The following is a 21,023-nucleotide window of genomic DNA, read 5'->3' on the forward strand; positions in this document are numbered from 1 at the left end:
GGTGAATCAGGACTATTGATCTACAAAAAACACGCAATATCAAGAGAAAGAAATCTATATTATACCCCTGATACCTATACAGATAGGTAGTCCTCGCGAGAGGCGACAAAAAGGCTGGACACATTCATAAGTGTCTAGCCTTTTTGTAACCATCAATATAATCAGGAGGTAAATTTAAATGAACAATCGCAAAGAGGATCTGAAAAAATTGGTTTCAGAAGTTTTACGTGAACGTCCTGACAGCTATCCCATCCAACAACTACTCAACCAGTTCCCAACTACGGCAGAGCTAATGGACGTAACCGAGCAGCAACTCATGAGCATAAAAGGAATCGGCATGGGTAAAGCTCGTCAGTTAACAGCCCTGTTAAAGTTTGCGAAGAACCTAACCATTCCAACTTATGAGCAAACAACAATACGCAGTCCTAAAGACGCATTTGATTTACTTGAACCTGAACTCAGGTATGCAACGAAAGAACATTTCATTTGCTTATTTTTGAATACAAAGAACAGAGTGATCTTTAAAGAAATCATCTCGATTGGCTCTCTCAACGCTGCAATCGTTCATCCAAGGGAAGTATTCCGCGCGGCGATTAAACGTTGTAGCGCCTCTCTCATCTGTGCTCATAACCATCCAAGTGGTGACCCTAATCCCTCTCCAGAAGACGTTGAATTAACCAAACGGTTGGCGAGAGCAGGAGAAATTGTGGGCATAAAAGTGCTAGATCACCTCATAGTTGGAGGAAACACCTTCGTCAGCCTAAAAGAAAAAGGCTTAATGTGAAAAACAAAATAACCCTTGAAACTTTTGGTAAGTATATGTATATTATTCTCATAAACGGTTTTTCCACTTTTGATATGGAACTCGCGATTTCAGCAAAGGGTTCCACAGCCGCAAAGTATAATGACTTTGCACTAGCTGCCAATAATAACAAACATTTTGACGCAGACACAGGATAACTTCAAAGATTCATGAGATGAAGACTACTTCTCGTGCAATCTTTAAAGTTGCCTTCGTTGTATGCGTCTTTTTTGTTGCCCAAAGGCGGGAATTCATATATGTAGCCATAAAATCTGGATGATTATTCACGATATCGTATCTCCAGATACTTTTTTAGTGGCTGTATCATATTGAAGCAAAAACAGGAAAAATCTATCATTTTTATGGGGGTGTGCATTATGAATCCAAGACAACATATCGGTGAGCGAATACGACTCTTGCGACTACAGAAAGGAATGAGCCAGGAACAACTGGCGCTTCACTCATCTATAAACATAAGTTACCTTGGACAGATTGAGCGGGGAGAAAAAAACAATTGCACGATTAATACACTCGAAAAGATAGCGACTGGTCTGGAGTGTTCTTTGGAAAACTTGTTTGGTAGTGAATCACCGCTAGACAACCGAACAAATGATAAAAATGCCGTTCTGACTGTACTTACTACTGAGGATTTAAAGAAGCTTATCGTTGATACCATAAACAGTAGTGTGTCAGGTCAACGAACGGAATGCAAGAGCAATGAATCTGCTAAAAATGGAATGAGCCTACCATGACAATTATCCTCGATGAAATGATGCATTCATAGATTAAAATTTGAGTGCCTCTTTGTGTAGCAAGGTCAAGTAGTCGATCATATTCAAACAAAAGGAGCATCGCTATGTCAATCGAAGCCGGTAAAAACGTTGTTATTCCCAAAGTGGATGTAGAGCCAATCCAGCAGGAAAATCCGATTTTCCCGTACAGACGTGCAGTTTCCGCTCTCGTCTCCATGCCTTGAAATGGATAGCCTTTTTCTAGGTTCGCCTTTTCCACTCCATCCAGGCCCCACATAAAATCAAGATGCCACCAGGAGCGTCTGAATTCGCCATCCGTCACCGCTTGAAGCCCTACCGATTTTTGCTTCTTCACCAGCTTGATGATTTCCTGATCTTCAATCTTTTTCAACACGTCAGCGGAAATCTCGTTGTTCTGAAATTGGATTCTGGCCTCCTTGAGCGCATGCGGACGCAGGAAGCTGCCGACCATATCATGTCTAAAAGGGGTTGCGGTTCTTTGTTTGGCACTTTCAATCACTATGCTCATTCGGTCTATCTCCTTTAGCTGTATAATTCTATTTGCTATAAGAAAGATAGCACATATGGTTAGTTATACCGTAAGTCCAATTAACTATAACTGGTTATAGCTTAAAGCTATAGCCAACCCATTACTCGATAATGGCCTGATGTAGCGCTTCAATATAAGCCAAGGCGAGCTTGGAGAGCGCAGCATCTTTATGGCTGATCCATCCGACATTGATCGTTTCCTCACACGCCAGGGGGACAGGAATAATCTCATTGCCGTTCAAGTCGGCACTGAGCACTCCTGTAGAAATCGTATATCCGTTCAAACCAATCAACAAATTGAAGAGCGTTGCCCTGTCATTGACGCGAATGCTCTTACTATGCGATAGCGTGCTTAGAATTTCCTCGGAAAAATGAAACGAATTATACTCCCCCTGTTCGAAGGACAGGTAAGGATAGTCCTGAAGCTGATCGACGGTTACGATAGACTGCTTAGCCAGGGGATTATGAACGCTGATAAAAATATGCGGCTTTGCCGTAAACAAGCTGGTAAATTTCAGGTTAGCGTCTTTCAGCAATCTGTTAATGACCTTGCCATTGAACTCATTGAGATACAGTATCCCCATTTCACTGCGCTGGGTTTTGACATCCTGGATAATTTCATGCGTTTTGGTCTCCCGCAATGCTAGTTCATATTCATCCTGACCATATTCACGAACCAAATGTACAAAAGCATTCACCGCAAAAGCATAATGCTGCGTAGATACCGAAAAATGCTGAGGCGAAGGCTTGGCGTTCAAATACCGGCTTTCCAGCAGCTCCGCCTGCTCAATCACTTGTCGGGCGTAGCCGAGAAATTCGGCCCCCTCCTTGGAAAGGGAGATGCCTTTATTGGTGCGTTCGAAAATCGTAATATGAATTTCTTCCTCCAGATCCTTTATGGCGTTGGAAAGACTCGGCTGGGATATAAACAACCGCTTTGCTGCCTCATTCATTGATCCGCGATTGGCAACCTCGATCACATATTTCAACTGTTGTAGCGTCAATGGACTTAATCCTCTCTTGGCTTCGGTCAATTCAATGTGAAGCGTGAATGATATGTATTTTCCTCATTATATACTAAATTCAAAGGACAGCTGGCGTCATTTAGCTGCACGGCCTAAACATGGCGAATACCTTCAAATATAATAAACGGTGCACTTTCATCCGGGAAGATACATAAGATAACCCATAAGTCAAAAGCCTAATGATTAAATGAAGGGCGGGGAATAAAGTGGCGGTTTCTTATATGGACTTTTCTTCACCATCCGTACAGTTTTCGTATGATTTAAACAACAACCCATTTTTCAAAAAGGATAGCCGGAATTATATTAATTTTCTTTCCATCAACCAGCTAAACACATTAGGAAATGTGTCCCTGCTGGACATTTATCTTAGCAAGGATAACGTAATCGAGCCCCACATCCATCAAAATGCTTCAGAATTGGTATACTGTATTTCAGGCGCGGCTGTTGTCTCCTTGATTAATCCGTTTACGAAAGAGCTTCTTAATTTTCCAATCCAGCCGGGCCAAGTGGCTAATGTGCCTCAGGGATGGTGGCATTATGAAATTGCTTCGGTCGACAACACGCATTTATTGGCCATATTCGATGCGCCAGTTCCGGAATTCATTGGCGGATCCGACCTGTTGCGATTAACGCCAGCGAGTGTGTTTGCCCATACGTATTGCCTCAATGAAGCAAAAGTGAAGGATACGCTGGCACCCATTACAAAAACAGTTGTCATCGGACCGCCTAGCGATTGCAAGCCAAATCAGGTCCAAGGAAAAGCGGCTCATCCAGCCTATTCGAACCGGGACTACAACCAGGCACAGGGTCACCCGCATCGTCCAAACTTGGATGACCGGCAGCAACAGCCCGTCATCGGTAATGGCTGGAAATATGACGGGCGAAATTGAGTTTGCAGTTTCTGGACACGACGCACAACAAAAACCACTTCGGATGAAGTGGTTTGATTTATCCATCTCTATCAACTGCTTATTACGGGAGCTTTGCCAATGAACATCGAATCGCGAAACTGTTTGTACATAAACGCTGCCAGATCGCTTCTGCCAAGTTTCGTACCAACAGCTCCACGACCATAATAACCTGACTTCACTTTGAGAAAGACGCCTGATTTAAGCCAAAGCGCCTCACTCGATTTCTTACCGATAAGAAGCCAAAGGTCCTTCAAAATATACGATTTGTGAAATTCGAATATGAAGAGAGCGGTCTTCTAAGTTTATTTGGATGTGATCCACCGCCACACCTGCATTTATACCTTCGATTCTCCCCACAGTCGTCATTAACGCCATTCTTTGGCCTTGATGGCGACTTAAGTGTTGCACAAACACAGGGTCTAAATGTGTGATATATTCGTTTGGCTGGGGAACTCCCGCAATAGGATATATTTGAGAATGTACGGCCGGCATCTGATTCACATAGCCCGGCTGATCAATAGGATTTTGAGCTGTATGAACCTTGTGGCTAACCCCGTTTGAATTCAATGTACATCACCCCTTTATGGCATCTGAATCCGTAATATTTATGCTGAAGAGGCAAAATCTATTCATGACCCATTCATTGTCATTGAATAGGTAGGGAGTTCGACCGCGGGACAAAGCTGTCATTGTCTGCGCGAGCAAACCTCGGGCTCTCTCCACAATGCTACAGAAATAAAGCACATGACCCATTGGACATGTGCTTTATTTATTTCTCAATCCACTCCTCATTATGCAGGTCTTGTTTCGAACATTCCAGTTCTTTAGGTAAGAAAAGCAGGATTCGATACATATGTTATCCATACTTTTTTTTCTACATAACTACCTGGTATCCATCCCCTATCCGAATCCAGAATACTTTTCGAAAGATCAAAGAAATAGCGTGTTTTCTTCCAAATGATCAAGCAAGCATCCCCAGTTAAGCCTAGACCGAATCCTCAGCATGGAATTGCTTTTGTGTAATTGGAGGGCCCCATACAAGGCGTAACTTTCGGGTTATGCCTTGTATGGGGCCCTTCATTTATGTACCAGAGAGGAGGTGATGCTAATGGCTAAGAGCAGTCTTGTCTACAACATTGAACTCAGCAAGATGTACATCCAACAACGACTGACCGAATCAATTGCAGAAAATCTTCGCAGACAATTCAACTATGATGTAGCCACCTATGTTCAACTCTGCAAAGACGTTCTGCTCGAAGCCGGCCTAGATGCTGTGTTCATTCGCGATCTGATGTGGAATGTGGTCAACGATGCATATGTACTTCATTTAGAGTATTTACACACCGGTATTTACACATACCACAATGGTTCAGGTCAGCATCCGTATTTGCTCGTGTTCAAAGAAGCACAGGATTTAAGTGCGATGATTCGACTCTTGAAACAGTAAGCTTGTAATGTGTCCCATGAAAAGGAGGGATTCAAGCTTTGCGCAGAGCTTAACATTAAGCCCACAGACTTTTTCAAACCGGTTGAAGCAAAGTATACGAATCTCAAATATTGTAAGAAAAAGGCGAAACGGTAAGGGCTTGACCTTATCGTTTCTCTCTATTATAAGAAAACCAACGAAACATGAACTGGTCAAGTTTTTGTAGACAGAGATATTAAAGCCGCTAAGCGCATTCATTCCTGTAGGGAATGGGTGCGTTGTTTTTTAATCTAGATTGAGGCCTTTCGTTATTGTGAAAGAGCGCATGAACATACACAGCCTCCCGTAGTTCCTCAGGACTCCTAGGGCGGTAGTCTACGTACAGCTCATTCTTAAACCAACCAACGGGAACTAGACATCCCCCCCTTAGATAATTTTGGAGCTTTTTTAATTGTGCGATCTCCAATTTTAGTTTCGCGTTCTCGTACTGTAATCGTTCCATCTCGGAAGTGAAGGCCGTCTTAGGTCTGCCAATAGCAGGCTCCCTTAGGTCTGCCCTTCGCTTTAGGCTGCAAGCCGCTCGCACCATGCTCGATATAGATTGTCCTCCAACTACGGATAAGCCTTGGTTCTAATTGGTGCCGGACAGCCAGTATTTCTATGGATATGCCTTCTTTAAGATGCTGCTCCACAAGCCTTACTTTAAACTTTAGTCTCAGCCTGAGCAGTTTCATTAAAGGTAAATGTGGCTCAAGATTACTCCCTCATCAATAACTCCACATGTACGGTATAATTAGCCATATGAGGGCCGAAAACAAATCGGAGATCGCTGACGAATTTTTTGATTCGCACGATCCGTGCCAGAACGCCTCGGCTTTATACGTACAAGAAGGCAAAACGTTTGATTTAAGGTAAATAATTGATTATGGTTTGGCTTGCTTAGGTTTGCATACACGACCTAATCATTTAATCCCTTTCCACTCAGAATTTGCTGCATACATTTTTCAACCCTTGACTCTCGAGTTTTGGATTGTTTGGGTTCAGAAAAATAAAGAATGTATGCTCTTTGCCGTCCGGGCGTCAATGCTTCAAAAGCAGTTTTCAAGGCAGGGATTTCATCGAATTTATTTTGAAATTCTTCAGGAATTATGAATTCTGTATTCTTTTTAAAATTCACTTCCAAACCAGCTTTTTCAACTTCAATGGCTTCATAAATATAGGCTTTCAAGATGGTTTCCATTGCAACTATTTCTCGAACATTGGTGAACCGAATCTGGCGCGCCGCCTGTACATTCTCCGTTTGTTGGATTAGGATACCATGGGCATCTTTTAACAAGGCACCTTTGTGAAACAGAAGCGCACAGTATTCTTTAAATCCATGTATTAAAACTATGTTTTTATTCTGAAACGTGTAACAAGGATGCATCCACTTAAATTCTTCGGTCAGCTCACAGTCAAGAACGATATTTCTCAACTTCTCATATTCTTCCTTCCACTTTTTAGCCTTACTTAAAAATTCATCAACCTTAGGATTCATTCTACTCTTTGTCATCAAGGAACACTCCTCTTCATCATAATAATATTGTGTTTTCAAAATAAGCAGTTCATTTTCAAAATCTACTTGATTGCTTGCTTAGCTTGCCCCCTTTTGCGCCCAATCCATGCTGGTGGACACGGACTACGGTCGTGTCGATCATGACCTGACTCCAATCGGGTTCTATCGAAACATGATCCAAAATGATGTCCCATATCCCCGCCTTTTGTAAGCGCCAGAAAAAACTGTAGGCGGAAGACCAGGAACCATAATAGGCAGGCAAATCTCGCCATGGAGCTCCTGTACGAGCAATCCAAAGTACGGCATTCAGCATCTGACGACGATCTTTGGGCGGACGACCTCCTTGCGGTTTTCGGGTAGGGGGCAAAAACGGCTCAATGACATTCCACTCTTCATCGCTTATTTCGTATCTGCGTCTCATAGGTTCAATTGTACTGCTTTTTTATGGATTGTACAGTTTGCGTACAGACTCTAGTAAATCAGGTATGCTGTTCGCCGCCGGATTATTTGTCGGCAAAAGCGCAACAATTTGCCATTCGGGATGGCGGCGGCTACCCCATTGTTTTACCGCCAATAGCCTAATTCCTTCTGTACAATGACGGAGGATTAGGCTATTTTAGTTAAAAAAAAGAAAAAGTGCTCCCGAACCTTTGGCGAGGATCCCCGGGAACACTTCTCTCAAAACTCATGTATAAAATACTCCATTTTGGACGTTCTTGCAAGGCCTATTTACGTTTGTACGAGGATCGAGCCCCTGAGATCGAGCTTTGTTGTGAAGCATGCGGGCGATCCCTTCATAAGCACGGACGTTACTACCGGTCGGTGACGACGAAGCATAACCTTTACCGGATTCCCATTTACCGGCTTTACTGCCCTGACTGCGGGAAAACCATATCTCTTCTTCCAGATTTCTTGGTACCGTGGGCCCGTTTTGCGACATGGGTGCGGGAGGCGGCGATCACCCGGAAATTCCAAGGGCTTTCGTATCGACAGGCGAGGAAAACCACAACCACGCCTGCTCTTCGTTATTCCCATAGTACGATGAAGCGATGGTGGAAGCGGCACATCCGGATAGCTTCTTCTGTCGCCTTATGGGTCGCAGGGCAGCTTATCTCTGCGGGGGTCGAAGGAGATCTTCTCCGTATGTATCCTCCAGGCGCAGCTAAAAAACCCGCAGATACCCTCATTTGGCTAAGGCAACTCCTGTCCTGTTACTTCCCTGTCTATTCTTGGAGACAAGGGGTCTTTGCGCTGCTCAATTCAAGGCTGCCCGGTGCTGAATTTCTCTAACCCCCCTTTTCGTCTCCGCCAAAATCCAGAAAAACATCAAACGCCGCATGGACGCCTGTCGAAAAAGGGAACATTCTGGCGGTTTGGCCCGAATCCCACAAAATATGCCTCCTGCACAAGACCATCGTGCCCATGGGATACTGTCTGAGACCTGGATAGAGAGGAGACAATGTTATGAATGAACAAGAACGACAGGCGATCGCCAACTTTCGTTATGGCTTGATCGCACCGCTCGTCAGCCGGAAACTGGAGACGGGCGAACAAATGGCTTTAATGCGGGACATTGTAAGCCACGTGTACAACACGCCAGACGGACGGGAGAAGCGGATCAGTTTACGAACGCTGGAACGATATGTCCACGATTACCGGGAAGGTGGCTGGGAGGCTCTGCTTCCCTCGGTACGGGCAGATAAGTTGCAAGCAAGAGAGACTTCGGACGATGTGCTTGAGAAGGCGAAAGCCCTCAAGCAAGAGCATCCCGGCCGCAGCGTCAGACAGATCATCGCGATTTTGGAGCTCGCCCGGTTCGTAGAGCCGGGAGTTCTGAAAGAAAGTACGCTTAGCAAACAGCTCAGACGCCACGGCATGACGCGAAAGCAGCTTATGAGCAGTGGCTGGAGCGAGTTTCGCCGATTTGAAGCAACACACCGCAACGCCATGTGGCAAGGTGATGTACAGCATACGCTCCATTTGCCGCATCCGGATAAACCGGGCAAAAAAGCAATGGCTTATCTGGTCATCTTCATCGACGATTATTCCCGGTTTGTCGTACACGGGCAATTCTACTTCGAGGAGCGTGTGGCCCGGCTCGAGGACTGCTTAAAGAAGGCCATTCTGAAGCACGGCGTTCCCGAATCGATTTATGTAGACAATGGTGCAATTTATTCCTCGCATCACTTTGAGCGGATCTGCGGGCGTCTAAGGACGGAGCTCAAGCACACAAAGCCCGGCCGCCCCCAAGGACGCGGAAAACAAGAAAAGTTCTTCCGGTTCGTTGACCAAAGCTTTGTCCCGGAAGCTTACGCTTTGATCGAGCAAGACAAGATTCGAACGCTGTCCGACTTGAATCGGTTTTTCTCTGCATGGCTCGAGATCGCTTACCACCAGAAAATTCACAACAGCTTCAAACAGCGCCCGATCGACCGCTACCAGAAAGATGATCACCCGATTCGTACAATCCCGCCGCATGAGCTCGTGGAGGTCTTTCTACTCGAGGAAACCCGCAAAGCGGATAAAACCGGCTGTATTTCGTTACTAGGGCAAACGTTCGAGGTGGAAACGAAGCTGGCCGGCAGCCAGGTGCAGGTCCGATTTGATCCGCACGATCTGAGCTTGATCCAAGTATGGAAAGATGAAGTTCGTTATGAGGATGCCAAACCGCTGAAGCTCCGGGATCCGAAGCAAAAACCAAAGAAGTCTGAGATGGAAACAGCCAACCCGGTGCCTCCCAAGACGGGACTGAACTATGTCGAGCTCCTGGTTGAAGAACAAAAGAGACAGCATCGCGAAACACAAGGGGCGGCTCTTTCGCTCGCTATGAAGGAGGTAAAACAGCCATGATTCGAAGCTTCTTTGGATGGGAGCGAAACCCGTTTACAAGGGAGATTGAGATCCGGCACCTTCATCGCTCCCAGCGCTTTGAGGAGTGCGTTGCGCGGATGCAGTACATGGTCATGACAAGGTCGATTGGCTGTGTCACAGGCGAGATCGGCTGCGGAAAATCTACAGCCGTCCGTTGTCTAAAAGACCAGCTCGATGCAAACAAATACCGGTTCCTCTACTTGTCTGACGCGAATCTGAAGCCCCGGGACTTCTACCGGGAACTGCTTCACCACTTTGGGCTGACACCGAAATTTTTACGCAGCGAAGCAAAGCGGCAGTTTCAGCACCTGGTATGGGATCTCTATGAAAACCAGCAGAAAGTGACCGTTATTGTAATTGATGAAGCACACCTTCTGTCCGGCGATATGCTGCAGGAGGTCAGATTCCTAACGAACTTTAATATGGATTCGGTGTCGCCGCTTGCGCTGCTTTTGATCGGGCAGCCGGAACTGCAGGCGACACTACAGCTTCGCATATTTCGGCCGATTACCCAGCGGATGAACATCCGCTTTCACCTGGAAGGACTATCTTTACAAGAAACGAGGGATTACATTGGGCACCAGCTTGAAGTAGCTGGCAGCACGCATCCGGTGTTTACGACCGAAGCGATGGACGCGATCTATGCGCATACGAGGGGAATTAGCCGTGAGGTGAACAACGTATGTACAGCCGCCCTTCTCGAAGCTGTTCTGCGGAAGGATAAATTGATTGATGCCGTTCACATAAGCCGCGTCTTGACGGAATTTAAGGAGCAGTGAAGCGATGATGGAAGCATACGAAATGCGGTTCCATAAAGGAACCCGTCGATGGAGGGTGTACAGTGGCACAGAGTTGCTTTACCCTCTACACTGCGGAGATGCGATGATGTTTCAGGTAGGAAAGTTCTTCATCCCGTCTAATCTGGAAGTTGATAGTGAATGGTACGTGAAATTTGGCGATACGAAGTTCTGGTTACACCGGAAGGCTACATACCGCGTACAGCCGATCTTTTGAAACCTGTTCCTCAGAGCAGGTTTTTTTAATGCCGCTAGGCAATAGACAAATACCGATCGCTAAGAAAGTGACGGTGGCATTAACAAAAAGCCACCGTCATTGGCGGTTCCGAATTCACCGTCAAAGAAAGTGGCTGATGACAGTATGCGGCGAAAATATAGCTCGGCTTTAATAAGACAACGTTCTTTGTTGGATTATTGAAGCCGATTATACTTATTCTTTAACTTTGCTTCGCTTCGTTGTCTTCACTTCGTTCGACTTCGCTTTTTTTAACTTCATTTCTTATCGCTTACTAATCACGTATGATTAACGTTTTTTATTTATCTTTTATGCTGTGACGACAAATTTGAAGCACGGCAAGACCTAGCCGAACAATTACACGTATTCAAAAAAGAAATAGAACGTTTCTCGACCCTCGACATTGGCGATGTACAGGTCATGAAACACGTTCTACAGAGGTTAATACAAAAAATTGAAGTTTTCGAAGGTGGAAAAATTAAAATTCACTATAATCTTTCCAACCCTCTTCCACAGAACTAAGATACAGTCTCCTTGGCTGTATCTTTTCTTTCAAGTCTTACTGTACACTCCACATGTGTGGTGACGACTTGGTCAAGATGGCTGCCCAAAATAAGATCATACGGCAAAGTTATAGGTGATTGTTACAATGCCGCTGCCATGGACATCGATGCGCTTTACCAGCGCTTGCAGCGTTTCCCGGTCCAGCCTGTCTAACGGCAGGAGCCTGACAATATCCTTCAAGCTCATGGATTCGCGGCTTCCGCGCTCTTTGATGAGCTGATTGCAGGATTAGTTTCACCGTGCTGAGATGCCAGTCGGAAGAGCCGTTTTTGCGGTTTTGCCGTTGGGCCGGAGTCTGCACTGTCTCGTCCGTCAACTGGTTGGCGATCGCCCTCGAACCGCCGTTCCACCTGCCATTCGCCATAGAGGATATTACTTTTCATAGCGTTTTCCCTCCATTTCCTTATCCGAAAAATGGCATGAAAAAGACCGTCCAGATGGAACGGTCGAATCAATCCGTATGAATTAATATCAAGCCTATTTTGTCACACGTTTCCGTTTCGTTCTTGAAGGCAAGATGTTGATGACATCCACAACGCGATCACGTTCGTGAACGGCGTAATAAAGATTCGATCCAGGCACAAATCAAACTCGTCCTTAAAAATAATACGGAAGGGACGGTTAATTCCTTCTGCCACGGCGCTTCTCCTTCAGTTCGCTTGGCCGTGTACCCTTTCATGTCGGGATTATCCAAATATTTTTGCAGAGAAGCTTTCAGTTCGGGATAGTCCTCAATTTCTTGGGCCAAGTCCAGTTCGGGATCATCTTCCGCGACCGGCTCAAAGTTCTCCACTTCCACGGAAACCAGTTTGCCCTCAATAACGAAAGGTCGGATTGCTTGCCTTCCAACGCATGTAAAAGCTCTTCCTTAGCTTGATCGCTCAACTGGTTCATGCCGCTCACCTCGATTTCATAATAACAAAATCGTGGAAAATTCGCTAAAGCTATATTATGCAAGATGCCCGCCTCGTTGGAGCCGTCTTGTTTCCGCAGCGGATTTATTTGTCCTTGGAGTCGCCCTCAGGAATGGTGTGACTGGCATTCCAGCAAGGAACATACCAGTTGTGCACCTTCCTTTAACCTATGTAGGTACATTCTTTCCTTTTTCCAGATTCACAATGAAATTATGCTTTTCCTCCCAATCCCATAATCCCGCCTTATTCTGTTCGTCCATCCGGTATTGGAACTGCTCGATTGCTATTAGTTCCCCGGATCGCAAGATTGAGGGAGGTTTGGCTTAAACACGATAGATTTATCATTCAACATCTATATATTGCAACGCATCATACATGGTTTCACCCGAATATAGCTTCGGTAATTTCAGGATAACAAATCTGTTCAAGAAGCGATTCACTTGATCAATTTTCGGATCACCATACTCATCGATGTTGCCTTCCATCTCGTATTGTGCGACCATTATCATTTCGTTGATTTGACCAATTATGCTTCTGTCGCTTGTCGGGGTATAACTAACATCTCCACAATTTAGTAAATATTTATCAACCAATACTTGTTCCATTCCATCGGCAAGCAAATTGTCGGAGATTTGCTTTACGATCAAGTCATCGAATCGTTTAAAATCAACCTTCACCAAACCAAACATCACAAAATTGTATCTTGTTTCGTTATTCATAACCAATACACACTTTCGGCGACTAAATGAAAATAAATGAGCATGCCAGCAATACAGTGGATTAGAATGTTTCGGCTTCTCAATTAATAAGGGAACACCCAGTTCGCTTGCCAGCTTTTTTGTACATTGTATTGTGATCATTGACAGTTACCTCATATCATGAACTTTTGAGTTCCAGTATTCAACGAATGCGGTATAACTTGTAACTGAAGTAAAGAACGGAATATGCTGATTAACAAGCAGCTTGTAGGAATTGACATACGGGACATGATTCTTTCGAGCCTTGGCAAGGCGGTGATGACCATCGATAACGATAAACGAACCCGGACTGATCTCCGCCTGAATTATTGGTATGGATAATTCAACAGTATCCACATGGTTTTGGTTGATTGAAGATGAAAGGAACTCTTTCTCAACATCAATTACGGAATGATGGATTCCCACTCGTTTCTTTCGATATACTTAATTATCCTCGAGATGTTCCATTCAAAAATTCCATGACGATAAAGCTCTTCATTTTCAAGAGATTCAATAGGTGAGTAGCTTTGATCGACAACCAACAAACGACTTTTCTCTTGCATTTCAACTCTCCATTCCTTTAACTTTCCGCAGCATTTCTTATGCTTCAGACCGCTTCCGCAAGGACAAGGATCGTTTTTGCCGAACTTAACACTTGTAACGGGCACTGCTTTAATTATGCCATCCCATTTTCAAAGGGTGTAGTCGCATTATACCTCATGATCGGCCACCTTTGAAACGCCTTTTCAGTAATTGGCTCTGATCGCCCTCGAACCGCCGTTCTACTATCCAATCCGCATGTTTTCGATTCATCATCTCCATTCTGACACCTTCCTATCCGAAAATGAGTGCAAAAAAGAAGACCAGAGCAGAAGCTCCGATCTCCCAAATAAATCCCAGTAAGATCTTTATGCCGTACTAAGTCCTCTTTCTTTTCCAATACACATTCTCTCTTTTATGTTTAATGCCATTTACCCAAACGACTGCTTCGTCTTCGTTAACCTCAAACACGAGAATGACTTGATACAGCCCCAGCCTTGTTCCTTTCAATTTGCCTGTCAGGATTGGTTTGGCGGTAAGAGTTGGTGTAAATAGCAGTCGGTTAAACGATTCCAGATAAATTCTTTCCTTCACGTCCGGCGGATAGGCGAGAATTCTGCTGAGTTCATCCAAAGCCGTTTGCGTCCAATAAACGCTATACGTTTTGTTCATGCTCAAATTCCTTGACCTTGCTGCGCAAATAGTCAAGTCCCGCTTCTTTACTGTATATGCGCCCATGTTCACGATCTTCGCGGCTCTGCTCGACTTGTCGAATGAGATCAGCATCCTCCGCGAGCGATGCGACATCCAATTGTTCCAGAACGGCTCTTTCCCGTTTCATATTCAAATACCCGATAAAATCATAAACTTCGATTGCGTCTTGTTCGGGGATTTGATCGATCATTCTTTTCAGTTCTTCCCGGTCTACACTCAACCCGTTCACCGCCTTTCCATACACCAACAACAGATTATTCCCATTATACCACAAATGGAGCGGAACTTAGACAGAAAGATGCCATCAGGTCGCCAGACCATGGCATCTTCTAAAGCTTCGATGAGGATAGATAATAACGGTTGCCTTTGTCGCCGCGCACGTGCCCTCGTGTCGGCGAGAAAAAAGTCAGGCCAGGCAATCTACCTGCCTGACTCTTCTTTACCGCACGTTGCCGCTAATACGGACAAGTCGTTTCCTTTGTGTTGGCAACAGAGCAAATCGAACAAAATCGATTTACGCGGGATGAATCTAAAAAATTATGTGAAGGGCCTCATTGAAAAAGCTGGGGTCTCATTGAATCCAACCCTACCTAAGGGAACTTTCAACCTAACTCCCCGTGAACGTGAAATTGCCTTATCGTCTATGACCTGTTCCTCGATCGCTGAGATGGCCGAACAACTTCATGTGACGGAAATCACCGTCAAAAAGCATTTGGGCAGGATTTATGAGAAAGCTGGAGTAAAAGGAAAAACTGAACTGATAAAGAAACTGATGAGTCTTTAAAAATCAGGGTAACCATACAACAGAGGTTTTCGACCTCTGTTTGTCGAAGTAATGGGGTATCATTTCTCAATGAACAGGGGCCTCTTTATGCGTCCTAAAAATCGAATCGTTCCTGAAAAAACCATATACTTTCGTCCCGAAATGTCGAACTGCCCGCACTGTGAATCAAAACTTGTGCGAGCACATGCTGTATGGAAAAAGAAAATTTCGACGTTACAAGGAGTTATTTTCGCATGGAGTATGGCGTACCGCTGTCCTAGCCAGAAGTGCCCTCATCCCGGTGCGCTTTACAGGTCTGCTGAAGCAGAAAAACTCTGTATGAAATTTACGACCTACGGATTCGACGTGCTCTGTCTTGTAGGTGAGCTGCGCTTTAAGCATCACATGACTCGTCAAGAGATTGCTGATGAACTGAATGGCCGCGGCGTAAAGACAACCGACCGCAACGCTCAAATGCTTTACGAGCGGTACCTCGCTCTTCTTGGCGCAAGTATTGATCAGCATGTCAGCGAAGTTCTGAAAGTCGTAGCTGAGCAAAACGGCGGTCTGATGCTTTCCATGGACGGCGTTCAACCAGAGAAAGGAAACGAAACACTGTATGTCATTCGTGAAGTGTTCAGCGGCACGGTACTTGTCGCGAAAAACTTGAACAGCGGATCATCAGAAGAGCTTCAAAATCTCATTCGCCCCATCGCCCAGCTTGGCTATCCTATCATTGGAATCGTCAGCGATGGCCAACAGTCGATTCGTCTAGCCTTTGAAAAGTTATTGCCGAATGTACCTTACCAATACTGCCAGTATCACTATTTGAAAGACATCGCCAAGCCGGTTGTGGACCTGGATCGAAAACTCAAAACTGAGATCAAGAAAAGTCTCCGCGGCATCCGGGAGATCGAGCGTAGGGTAGAAGCCCAATCTTCAGAAGAGAGCGAAGTAGCTCGGGGTTACATCGCAGCTGCGAGATCCCTGCTATTAGAAGACGGCAATCCGCCACTGGATCTGCCCGGCATGCGAATTTACCAAAATGCGAAAGCGATTCAGGCGTCACTTGAACAATGCCTGAGTAAAAAAGGGGCCTTCGATTCTTCAATCCATCGTCAGAATATTTAGCAAATTAGATTCATTTGAATCTCATTACTACGATACATGCCGGTGGATGGAACCTATTCGCCGCATCGTTAAAGCACTAGAACCGTCTGAACACAAAACTGGTCACACCGTCCGTGAGGAAATGACTCAAATCCTTATCTGGATGCGAAGCATTTATGATCGGGATACCGACTTGCCCATGTTGAAGAACGTAGAGAGCTACACAAAAGGCTTTTGGAAAGGCTTATTCTCTTGCTACGATCATTCGCATTTACCACGAACAAACAATGACCATGAACGTTTTTTCCGGCAGACGAAGACGCGTCATCGTTGGATGACAGGTCGTCGTAGCTGGAATGAATACATACTTCGAAATGGCGAATATATTGTGCTTGTCGACGATGCACTGCGACAGAAAGACTTGTCTGACAGACTAAGTCTTGTTTCTTATGAGAATTACAAACAACAAAAACAGCATTGGAATAACCGACTAAAAGAAAGCGTCCTTCGCCGAAGGTTCAGAAAAAATCCACTGGCTTACCTACAAGAACTTGAAAATAAACACAGTGTGTTGGTTATTCCGCTGTAAAAAAAAAGAAGACCGACTCTTCAGGAGTTACCGCCATACCAAAAAACGCAGCCGCTCTGGCTGCGTTAATTTAATAGATATTGGTGGAGCCAAGGGGGATCGAACCCCTGACCTCATCGCTGCCAGCGATGCGCTCTCCCAGCTGAGCTATGGCCCCAAATTTTCCAATTATACAATTTCTTGCAACATTCAATCACTTACTTTAAGGTAGTGCATTTGCCAAGTTTGGAACCCCAGCTGAGCTAATGATCCGTGTGGCGACAAAAAAGATAATAACACAGAGGAACTAAGCTTGTCAACGCTTTTGCGTTAATTAATTTTTCCCGCCTTCGCCGCCGACATGATGCTTGCCGAGCAGCTCGTTAAGCTCCTTCATGAACATGTTGATGTCCTTGAATTGTCGGTACACGGAAGCAAAGCGAATGTAGGCCACTTCGTCCACGGGGTACAGCTCGCTCATGACGATTTCACCGATATCGCGGCTGTCTACTTCGGCGTGGGCGGTGTTGCGCACCTGCTTCTCGACTTCGGAGACGATCATCTCGAGACGCTCGACCGAAACCGGACGCTTCTCGCAAGCGCGGATAAGGCCGCGGAGCATTTTCTCCCGGCTGAATTCTTCCCGGCTGCCGTCCTTCTTTATGACGATCAACGGAGTCTCTTCCACCATCTCGAACGTCGTGAAGCGCTTCGTACATTTCTCGCATTCGCGGCGGCGGCGTATCGATTTATTTTCATTAGCGGGGCGGGAGTCAAGCACTTTCGTCCCGGGATAGTCGCAATAAGGGCATTTCATCGAATTTCATCCTTTCAAGTTTCCAGCGACTTCCTCACATGAAGATCGCCATTACGCACATAATAGGATTACCAACGACAAGGAGGTGAACAGACATGGGTGCAGGTCAATCCCGCAGCAGCAACGTTTTGGTAGTCCCTCAAGCAAATGCAGCGTTGGATCAACTGAAATACGAAGTAGCACAGGAACTGGGTATCGCCATTCCTCAGGATGGTTACTACGGTAACATGGCTACTCGTGATACTGGTGCAATCGGTGGTCACATCACACGACGCCTGGTACAAATCGCTGAGCAGCAACTAGCCGGTCAATTCAAATAATAACACGTTTTGAGGAATACGCAAGAAGTGTCGGACAAGGCTCCCGCAAGGGCTGCCTGTCCGATGCTTCTTTGCATTGAAAGGTCGGGACTACCCCCGGCTCCATTCGTCCCCGTACAGTTTATGATATTTGTTATAGTAGTACATCACGCGTTGAATGTAATGTCTCGTTTCACCGTAAGGAATTTGATTGGCGTTCTGTAACGTACCGTCCCACGCCTTCTCCTGCAGCCATCGGCTGACTTTGCCATGCCCCGCATTGTAACCCGCGATCATCGCATGCATATTTCCGCCGAATTGTTTGTCCATCCAGTGCAAATACCACGAGCCGAGCTCGATGCTGACCGCCGGGGTGCCTAATTTTTTCTTATACTCGGTGTCAAACGGCGCTTTCTCGATAATCCAATTCGAAGTGTCGGGCATCAGCTGCATCAAGCCGTAGGCCCCCTTATTCGATTCGGTATCCGGCTTATAATTGGATTCAACACGGATGATTGCCGCAATCAAGAACGGATCAAGCTCATACTGAAACGCGTTCCGGCGAATGTCGTCTTCATAATGAATAGGGTACAATAGACGTCCGATGAACGAGCTGCTCAAAAATAAAAAAATGAGAAAGGTCAGCAGCAATATGGCGAATACCCGCTTCTTGCGCCAAAACTTCATGTAAGCCCCCTTTCCTTCCAGAACGCCTCGATTTGCTTTTCCGTTTCTTCCAGCGAGCCTGTATTATCGATGACAATGTCCGCCAGTCGCCGTTTCTCTTCAATCGGCATTTGCGATTGAAGCCGCTGCTCCGCTTGCTCCGGCGATAACCCGTCGCGAGCCATCAGCCGCATCAATTGTACTTCGCGCGGAACGTACACGACCATGACCCGCTCCACCATCGACTGTAAGCCGGATTCGTACAGCAGCGGAATATCCACGACTACCAGCCTGTCCGGAAATTCATTCTCATAAGCCCGCATCCGCTCGCGCATCGTTGCGCGAATGGACGGATGCAGCAGACCCTCCAAGTCACGGCGCGCCTCGGGGTCGCCGAAGATACGCTCGCCAAGCTTCTTGCGGTTGAGCGAGCCGTCCTCCTGCAGCAAATCAGCCCCGAAACGTTCAATGACCTTCGCCAGCACGGGCGTGCCCGGCTCAACCACTTCACGGGCGATGCGGTCCGCATCGACAAGCAGTGCGCCGCGGCGGACGAGCATGGCGGCCACCGTGCTTTTCCCGCACGCGATGCCGCCGGTTAATCCGATATTCATCGTAAGATCCCTGCCTATTCCACCATATCAAGAACGTAGTTATAACAATTTCATGATGCCCATCACGATCAAAACAAATCCGGGCAGCACCGACAACCGGCGAACCCATTTCATCTCTGCGTACCGAAACCCGATTCTCAAGCCGAATCCGAGAAAAATGCCGCTCGACAGCGTAATGACTGCCGCTGTGAGCCAGGGCGTAAAGCCGATCAACGCGGCCCCGATCCCTGCGCCAAACGCATCCAGAGACAGTGCCAGACCAAGCAGCGTCGCCTCGTACGCCGAGATATTGCCGGAACGGTCCATATCGGCGATCGACGGCTTCCGCAAGATTTGGATAACCAGGCCGAATCGCTTCAGCTCGATGTACACAATCTCTTTCGCCGTGACCGCAACTGGCGGCGCCTCGCTTGCTTCAGACCTCCCGGCTGCCGATACGGATTCCTCTCCATCGTTAGAATCCAGACCTGGATCCTCATCCTTTTTTTGCATAAACAGCTGATACAGCGCCCACACACCGATGCCCATCAAGATGAAAGCGCCGATATCCTTGGCGACATTCGGATGAACGAAACCGCTCATCCATACGCCGATTTGCATCGAGAGCAAAATAATCAAGCCCGAGACGCAGCAAATGATCGCCACCGACAAGAACGGTATCCGAATTTTGCGCAGCCCGTACGTGACGCCGACGCCGAAGCCGTCCAAACTGACGGCAAGCGCCAGCAGCATTAATGAAAAGACCGGCAGCATGCTCTTTCCTCCCAGCTAGAAACCGTCGAATTAGCGGCGGTTCAATCGTTGTGCAACGACGCAGTCAGCCCTAAAGCTTATACCTCGCGAACGTCTCACTGGTTACTATATGGGAGTTCTGGGCGGGTGGTGCATCATTCGTTCATAATCGGCCGCCGTTACGCTTTGGTCTTGCCGCCCGAGCTGCGTTTGCGTTTCAACGGCTGGCACTTCGGGCAGTAGTGCGTGCCGCGTCCGGCCACGACCTTCTTCTCGATGTGCTGCCCGCAAGTAGGGCAAGGCTCTCCTTGACGGCCGTACATGTTGAACTGGTGCTGAAACATCCCAATCTCGCCTTGTCCGTTCACGAACGATTTGATCGAGGAGCCGCCGGCCGCTACCGCATCGCGCAGCGTCGACACAATCGCCTCATGCAGCTTGGCCCATTCGGACGCGGACAACGAGTTCGCTTCCCGCTCCGGATGGATGCCGGCCCTAAACAACGATTCATCCACATAAATATTCCCGATGCCGACAATGTATTCCTGATTGAGCAGGAGCGGCTTAATTTTGGTCGTCCGCTTCGCGAGCCGGTCGGTCATCGCCTTCAGCGTGAACGCCTCGTCGAGCGGCTCAAGACCGAGCTTGCGCAGCGGCGCCTCCTGCAAATCCTGATCTTTGGCAAAAATATGCATCGTGCCGAACTGTCTCACATCTTTATACCGCAGCTCGCTCCCATCCGTGAAATGAAACACGACATGCGTATGCGGCTCAAGGGGTTCGTCTGAACGGTAAACCCCGTATCGGCCTTCCATCCGCAGATGGGAGACGAGCGTATAATGATCGAAGATGAAGCGTAAAAATTTCCCGCGCCGCTCCACCGAACGGATCGTTTCACCAACAAGCAGCGCGGCGAAAATTTCGATGTCGTCCGGATGCTGAACGATCCGCGGCAAGCGGACGGTCACCCGTTCGACGGTTTTGCCTACAACAAGCTGCTGCAGCGTGCGGCGGACCGTCTCGACCTCAGGCAATTCCGGCATGATGTTGTGTCCCTCCCGA

At 46.7% G+C, this 21,023-nt stretch carries 29 protein-coding genes, 1 tRNA gene and 1 pseudogene; 12 read left to right on the forward strand and 19 right to left on the reverse strand.

From position 1 onward, the window contains the following. The first annotated feature begins 178 nt into the window (after positions 1-178). Both radC and ACZ439_RS06255 read left to right on the forward strand, forming a co-directional pair. The gene (gene radC, locus ACZ439_RS06250) at positions 179-784 is read left to right on the forward strand and encodes a RadC family protein (protein ID WP_464620764.1); all 606 of its coding nucleotides are present in this window, start codon (positions 179-181) and stop codon (positions 782-784) included. 395 nt (positions 785-1,179) lie between these two features. Next, positions 1,180-1,554, forward strand: a complete 375-nt coding sequence (locus ACZ439_RS06255; protein WP_464620765.1) for a helix-turn-helix domain-containing protein — start codon at positions 1,180-1,182, stop codon at positions 1,552-1,554. Between the two features lie 166 nt (positions 1,555-1,720). Here ACZ439_RS06255 and ACZ439_RS06260 read toward each other — a convergent pair. Then, positions 1,721-2,083 (reverse strand): annotated as a pseudogene (locus ACZ439_RS06260) (5-methyltetrahydropteroyltriglutamate--homocysteine methyltransferase); the annotation flags it as partial. Between the two features lie 121 nt (positions 2,084-2,204). Beyond that, the gene (locus tag ACZ439_RS06265; RefSeq protein ID WP_054796549.1) at positions 2,205-3,107 is read right to left on the reverse strand and encodes a LysR family transcriptional regulator; all 903 of its coding nucleotides are present in this window, start codon (positions 3,105-3,107) and stop codon (positions 2,205-2,207) included. Positions 3,108-3,334: 227 nt separating this feature from the next. On the opposite strand from ACZ439_RS06265, the gene ACZ439_RS06270 reads away from it, so the two are divergent. Continuing rightward, positions 3,335-4,018: a cupin domain-containing protein gene (locus ACZ439_RS06270; protein WP_054796548.1), complete on the forward strand. Its 684-nt coding sequence runs from the start codon at positions 3,335-3,337 to the stop codon at positions 4,016-4,018. Positions 4,019-4,264: 246 nt separating this feature from the next. Here ACZ439_RS06270 and ACZ439_RS06275 read toward each other — a convergent pair whose 3' ends face one another. Next, on the reverse strand, positions 4,265-4,606 hold the full coding sequence (locus ACZ439_RS06275) for a DUF2642 domain-containing protein (protein WP_230876340.1): 342 nt from the start codon (positions 4,604-4,606) through the stop codon (positions 4,265-4,267). 541 nt (positions 4,607-5,147) lie between these two features. On the opposite strand from ACZ439_RS06275, the gene ACZ439_RS06280 reads away from it, so the two are divergent. Continuing rightward, positions 5,148-5,486, forward strand: a complete 339-nt coding sequence (locus ACZ439_RS06280) for a hypothetical protein (RefSeq protein WP_054796547.1) — start codon at positions 5,148-5,150, stop codon at positions 5,484-5,486. Positions 5,487-5,986: 500 nt separating this feature from the next. Here the strand turns inward: ACZ439_RS06280 and ACZ439_RS06285 are convergent, their stop codons facing one another. From ACZ439_RS06285 to ACZ439_RS06295, 3 genes are all read right to left on the reverse strand, one after another. Then, on the reverse strand, positions 5,987-6,199 hold the full coding sequence (locus tag ACZ439_RS06285; RefSeq protein ID WP_054796546.1) for a helix-turn-helix domain-containing protein: 213 nt from the start codon (positions 6,197-6,199) through the stop codon (positions 5,987-5,989). 224 nt (positions 6,200-6,423) lie between these two features. Next, a complete protein-coding gene (locus ACZ439_RS06290) occupies positions 6,424-7,017 on the reverse strand; it encodes a YdeI/OmpD-associated family protein (protein WP_464620766.1) in 594 nt (197 codons plus the stop codon). A 58-nt stretch (positions 7,018-7,075) separates the two neighbouring features. Further along, positions 7,076-7,441, reverse strand: coding sequence for an IS5 family transposase (locus tag ACZ439_RS06295; RefSeq protein ID WP_464620767.1), 366 nt, complete (start codon positions 7,439-7,441; stop codon positions 7,076-7,078). Between the two features lie 266 nt (positions 7,442-7,707). Between ACZ439_RS06295 and ACZ439_RS06300 the strand changes: the two genes are divergently transcribed. The 4 genes from ACZ439_RS06300 to ACZ439_RS06315 all read left to right on the forward strand — a co-directional run bounded on the left by ACZ439_RS06300 (position 7,708) and on the right by ACZ439_RS06315 (position 10,905). Beyond that, positions 7,708-8,310: a DUF6431 domain-containing protein gene (locus tag ACZ439_RS06300; RefSeq protein ID WP_464620502.1), complete on the forward strand. Its 603-nt coding sequence runs from the start codon at positions 7,708-7,710 to the stop codon at positions 8,308-8,310. Between the two features lie 174 nt (positions 8,311-8,484). Then, positions 8,485-9,870 (forward strand): transposase, encoded by a 1,386-nt coding sequence (locus tag ACZ439_RS06305; RefSeq protein WP_464620503.1) that lies wholly within the window; start codon positions 8,485-8,487, stop codon positions 9,868-9,870. Beyond that, on the forward strand, positions 9,867-10,670 hold the full coding sequence (locus ACZ439_RS06310; RefSeq protein ID WP_054798675.1) for an ExeA family protein: 804 nt from the start codon (positions 9,867-9,869) through the stop codon (positions 10,668-10,670). Before ACZ439_RS06305 ends, ACZ439_RS06310 begins: the two co-directional genes overlap by 4 nt. 22 nt (positions 10,671-10,692) lie before the next feature. Beyond that, entirely contained in the window at positions 10,693-10,905 is a 213-nt protein-coding gene (locus tag ACZ439_RS06315; RefSeq protein WP_464621115.1) for a DUF5348 domain-containing protein, read from the forward strand. A gap of 636 nt (positions 10,906-11,541) precedes the next feature. Here the strand turns inward: ACZ439_RS06315 and ACZ439_RS06320 are convergent. From ACZ439_RS06320 to ACZ439_RS06350, 7 genes are all read right to left on the reverse strand, one after another. Further along, positions 11,542-11,673, reverse strand: coding sequence for a hypothetical protein (locus ACZ439_RS06320; protein WP_464620768.1), 132 nt, complete (start codon positions 11,671-11,673; stop codon positions 11,542-11,544). Further along, entirely contained in the window at positions 11,670-11,870 is a 201-nt protein-coding gene (locus ACZ439_RS06325; RefSeq protein WP_054797461.1) for a hypothetical protein, read from the reverse strand. Before ACZ439_RS06325 ends, ACZ439_RS06320 begins: the two co-directional genes overlap by 4 nt. Before the next feature lie 158 nt (positions 11,871-12,028). Beyond that, on the reverse strand, positions 12,029-12,286 hold the full coding sequence (locus tag ACZ439_RS06330; protein ID WP_054797460.1) for a hypothetical protein: 258 nt from the start codon (positions 12,284-12,286) through the stop codon (positions 12,029-12,031). Positions 12,287-12,742: 456 nt separating this feature from the next. After that, a complete protein-coding gene (locus tag ACZ439_RS06335; protein ID WP_464620769.1) occupies positions 12,743-13,261 on the reverse strand; it encodes a DUF6933 domain-containing protein in 519 nt (172 codons plus the stop codon). 281 nt (positions 13,262-13,542) lie between these two features. Beyond that, positions 13,543-13,806 carry an SEC-C metal-binding domain-containing protein gene (locus ACZ439_RS06340; RefSeq protein WP_244932987.1) on the reverse strand — a complete coding sequence of 88 codons (264 nt, stop codon included), beginning with the start codon at positions 13,804-13,806 and terminating at the stop codon, positions 13,543-13,545. A 250-nt stretch (positions 13,807-14,056) separates the two neighbouring features. Beyond that, complete coding sequence (locus tag ACZ439_RS06345; RefSeq protein ID WP_054797458.1) at positions 14,057-14,350, reverse strand: type II toxin-antitoxin system RelE family toxin; 294 nt, start codon at positions 14,348-14,350, stop codon at positions 14,057-14,059. Further along, the gene (locus ACZ439_RS06350) at positions 14,334-14,612 is read right to left on the reverse strand and encodes a hypothetical protein (RefSeq protein WP_054797463.1); all 279 of its coding nucleotides are present in this window, start codon (positions 14,610-14,612) and stop codon (positions 14,334-14,336) included. Before ACZ439_RS06350 ends, ACZ439_RS06345 begins: the two co-directional genes overlap by 17 nt. Before the next feature lie 99 nt (positions 14,613-14,711). Between ACZ439_RS06350 and ACZ439_RS06355 the strand changes: the two genes are divergently transcribed. From ACZ439_RS06355 to ACZ439_RS06365, 3 genes are all read left to right on the forward strand, one after another. Then, on the forward strand, positions 14,712-15,176 hold the full coding sequence (locus ACZ439_RS06355) for a helix-turn-helix transcriptional regulator (protein ID WP_464620770.1): 465 nt from the start codon (positions 14,712-14,714) through the stop codon (positions 15,174-15,176). An 87-nt stretch (positions 15,177-15,263) separates the two neighbouring features. Continuing rightward, positions 15,264-16,286 carry a transposase gene (locus ACZ439_RS06360; protein WP_464620771.1) on the forward strand — a complete coding sequence of 341 codons (1,023 nt, stop codon included), beginning with the start codon at positions 15,264-15,266 and terminating at the stop codon, positions 16,284-16,286. Positions 16,287-16,332: 46 nt separating this feature from the next. Next, complete coding sequence (locus tag ACZ439_RS06365) at positions 16,333-16,854, forward strand: hypothetical protein (RefSeq protein ID WP_464620772.1); 522 nt, start codon at positions 16,333-16,335, stop codon at positions 16,852-16,854. 81 nt (positions 16,855-16,935) lie between these two features. Here the strand turns inward: ACZ439_RS06365 and ACZ439_RS06370 are convergent. Then, positions 16,936-17,011 (reverse strand) — tRNA-Ala (locus ACZ439_RS06370). Positions 17,012-17,167: 156 nt separating this feature from the next. Beyond that, the gene (gene nrdR / locus ACZ439_RS06375; protein ID WP_054797455.1) at positions 17,168-17,650 is read right to left on the reverse strand and encodes a transcriptional regulator NrdR; all 483 of its coding nucleotides are present in this window, start codon (positions 17,648-17,650) and stop codon (positions 17,168-17,170) included. A 95-nt stretch (positions 17,651-17,745) separates the two neighbouring features. Here nrdR and ACZ439_RS06380 point away from each other — a divergent pair, with 95 nt between their 5' ends. Then, entirely contained in the window at positions 17,746-17,970 is a 225-nt protein-coding gene (locus ACZ439_RS06380) for an alpha/beta-type small acid-soluble spore protein (protein WP_054797454.1), read from the forward strand. Positions 17,971-18,060: 90 nt separating this feature from the next. Here ACZ439_RS06380 and ACZ439_RS06385 read toward each other — a convergent pair whose 3' ends face one another. The 4 genes from ACZ439_RS06385 to mutM form a co-directional block, all read right to left on the reverse strand. Beyond that, the gene (locus tag ACZ439_RS06385) at positions 18,061-18,636 is read right to left on the reverse strand and encodes a lytic transglycosylase domain-containing protein (RefSeq protein ID WP_127608725.1); all 576 of its coding nucleotides are present in this window, start codon (positions 18,634-18,636) and stop codon (positions 18,061-18,063) included. Beyond that, positions 18,633-19,229, reverse strand: a complete 597-nt coding sequence (gene coaE, locus ACZ439_RS06390) for a dephospho-CoA kinase (protein ID WP_054797453.1) — start codon at positions 19,227-19,229, stop codon at positions 18,633-18,635. Before coaE ends, ACZ439_RS06385 begins: the two co-directional genes overlap by 4 nt. A gap of 39 nt (positions 19,230-19,268) precedes the next feature. After that, positions 19,269-19,982, reverse strand: coding sequence for a sporulation membrane protein YtaF (ytaF, locus tag ACZ439_RS06395; RefSeq protein ID WP_464620773.1), 714 nt, complete (start codon positions 19,980-19,982; stop codon positions 19,269-19,271). A 158-nt stretch (positions 19,983-20,140) separates the two neighbouring features. Next, positions 20,141-21,004: a DNA-formamidopyrimidine glycosylase gene (gene mutM, locus ACZ439_RS06400; protein WP_054797452.1), complete on the reverse strand. Its 864-nt coding sequence runs from the start codon at positions 21,002-21,004 to the stop codon at positions 20,141-20,143. Positions 21,005-21,023 lie beyond the last annotated feature (19 nt).

The organism is Paenibacillus sp. JCM 9796, from assembly GCF_055379675.1.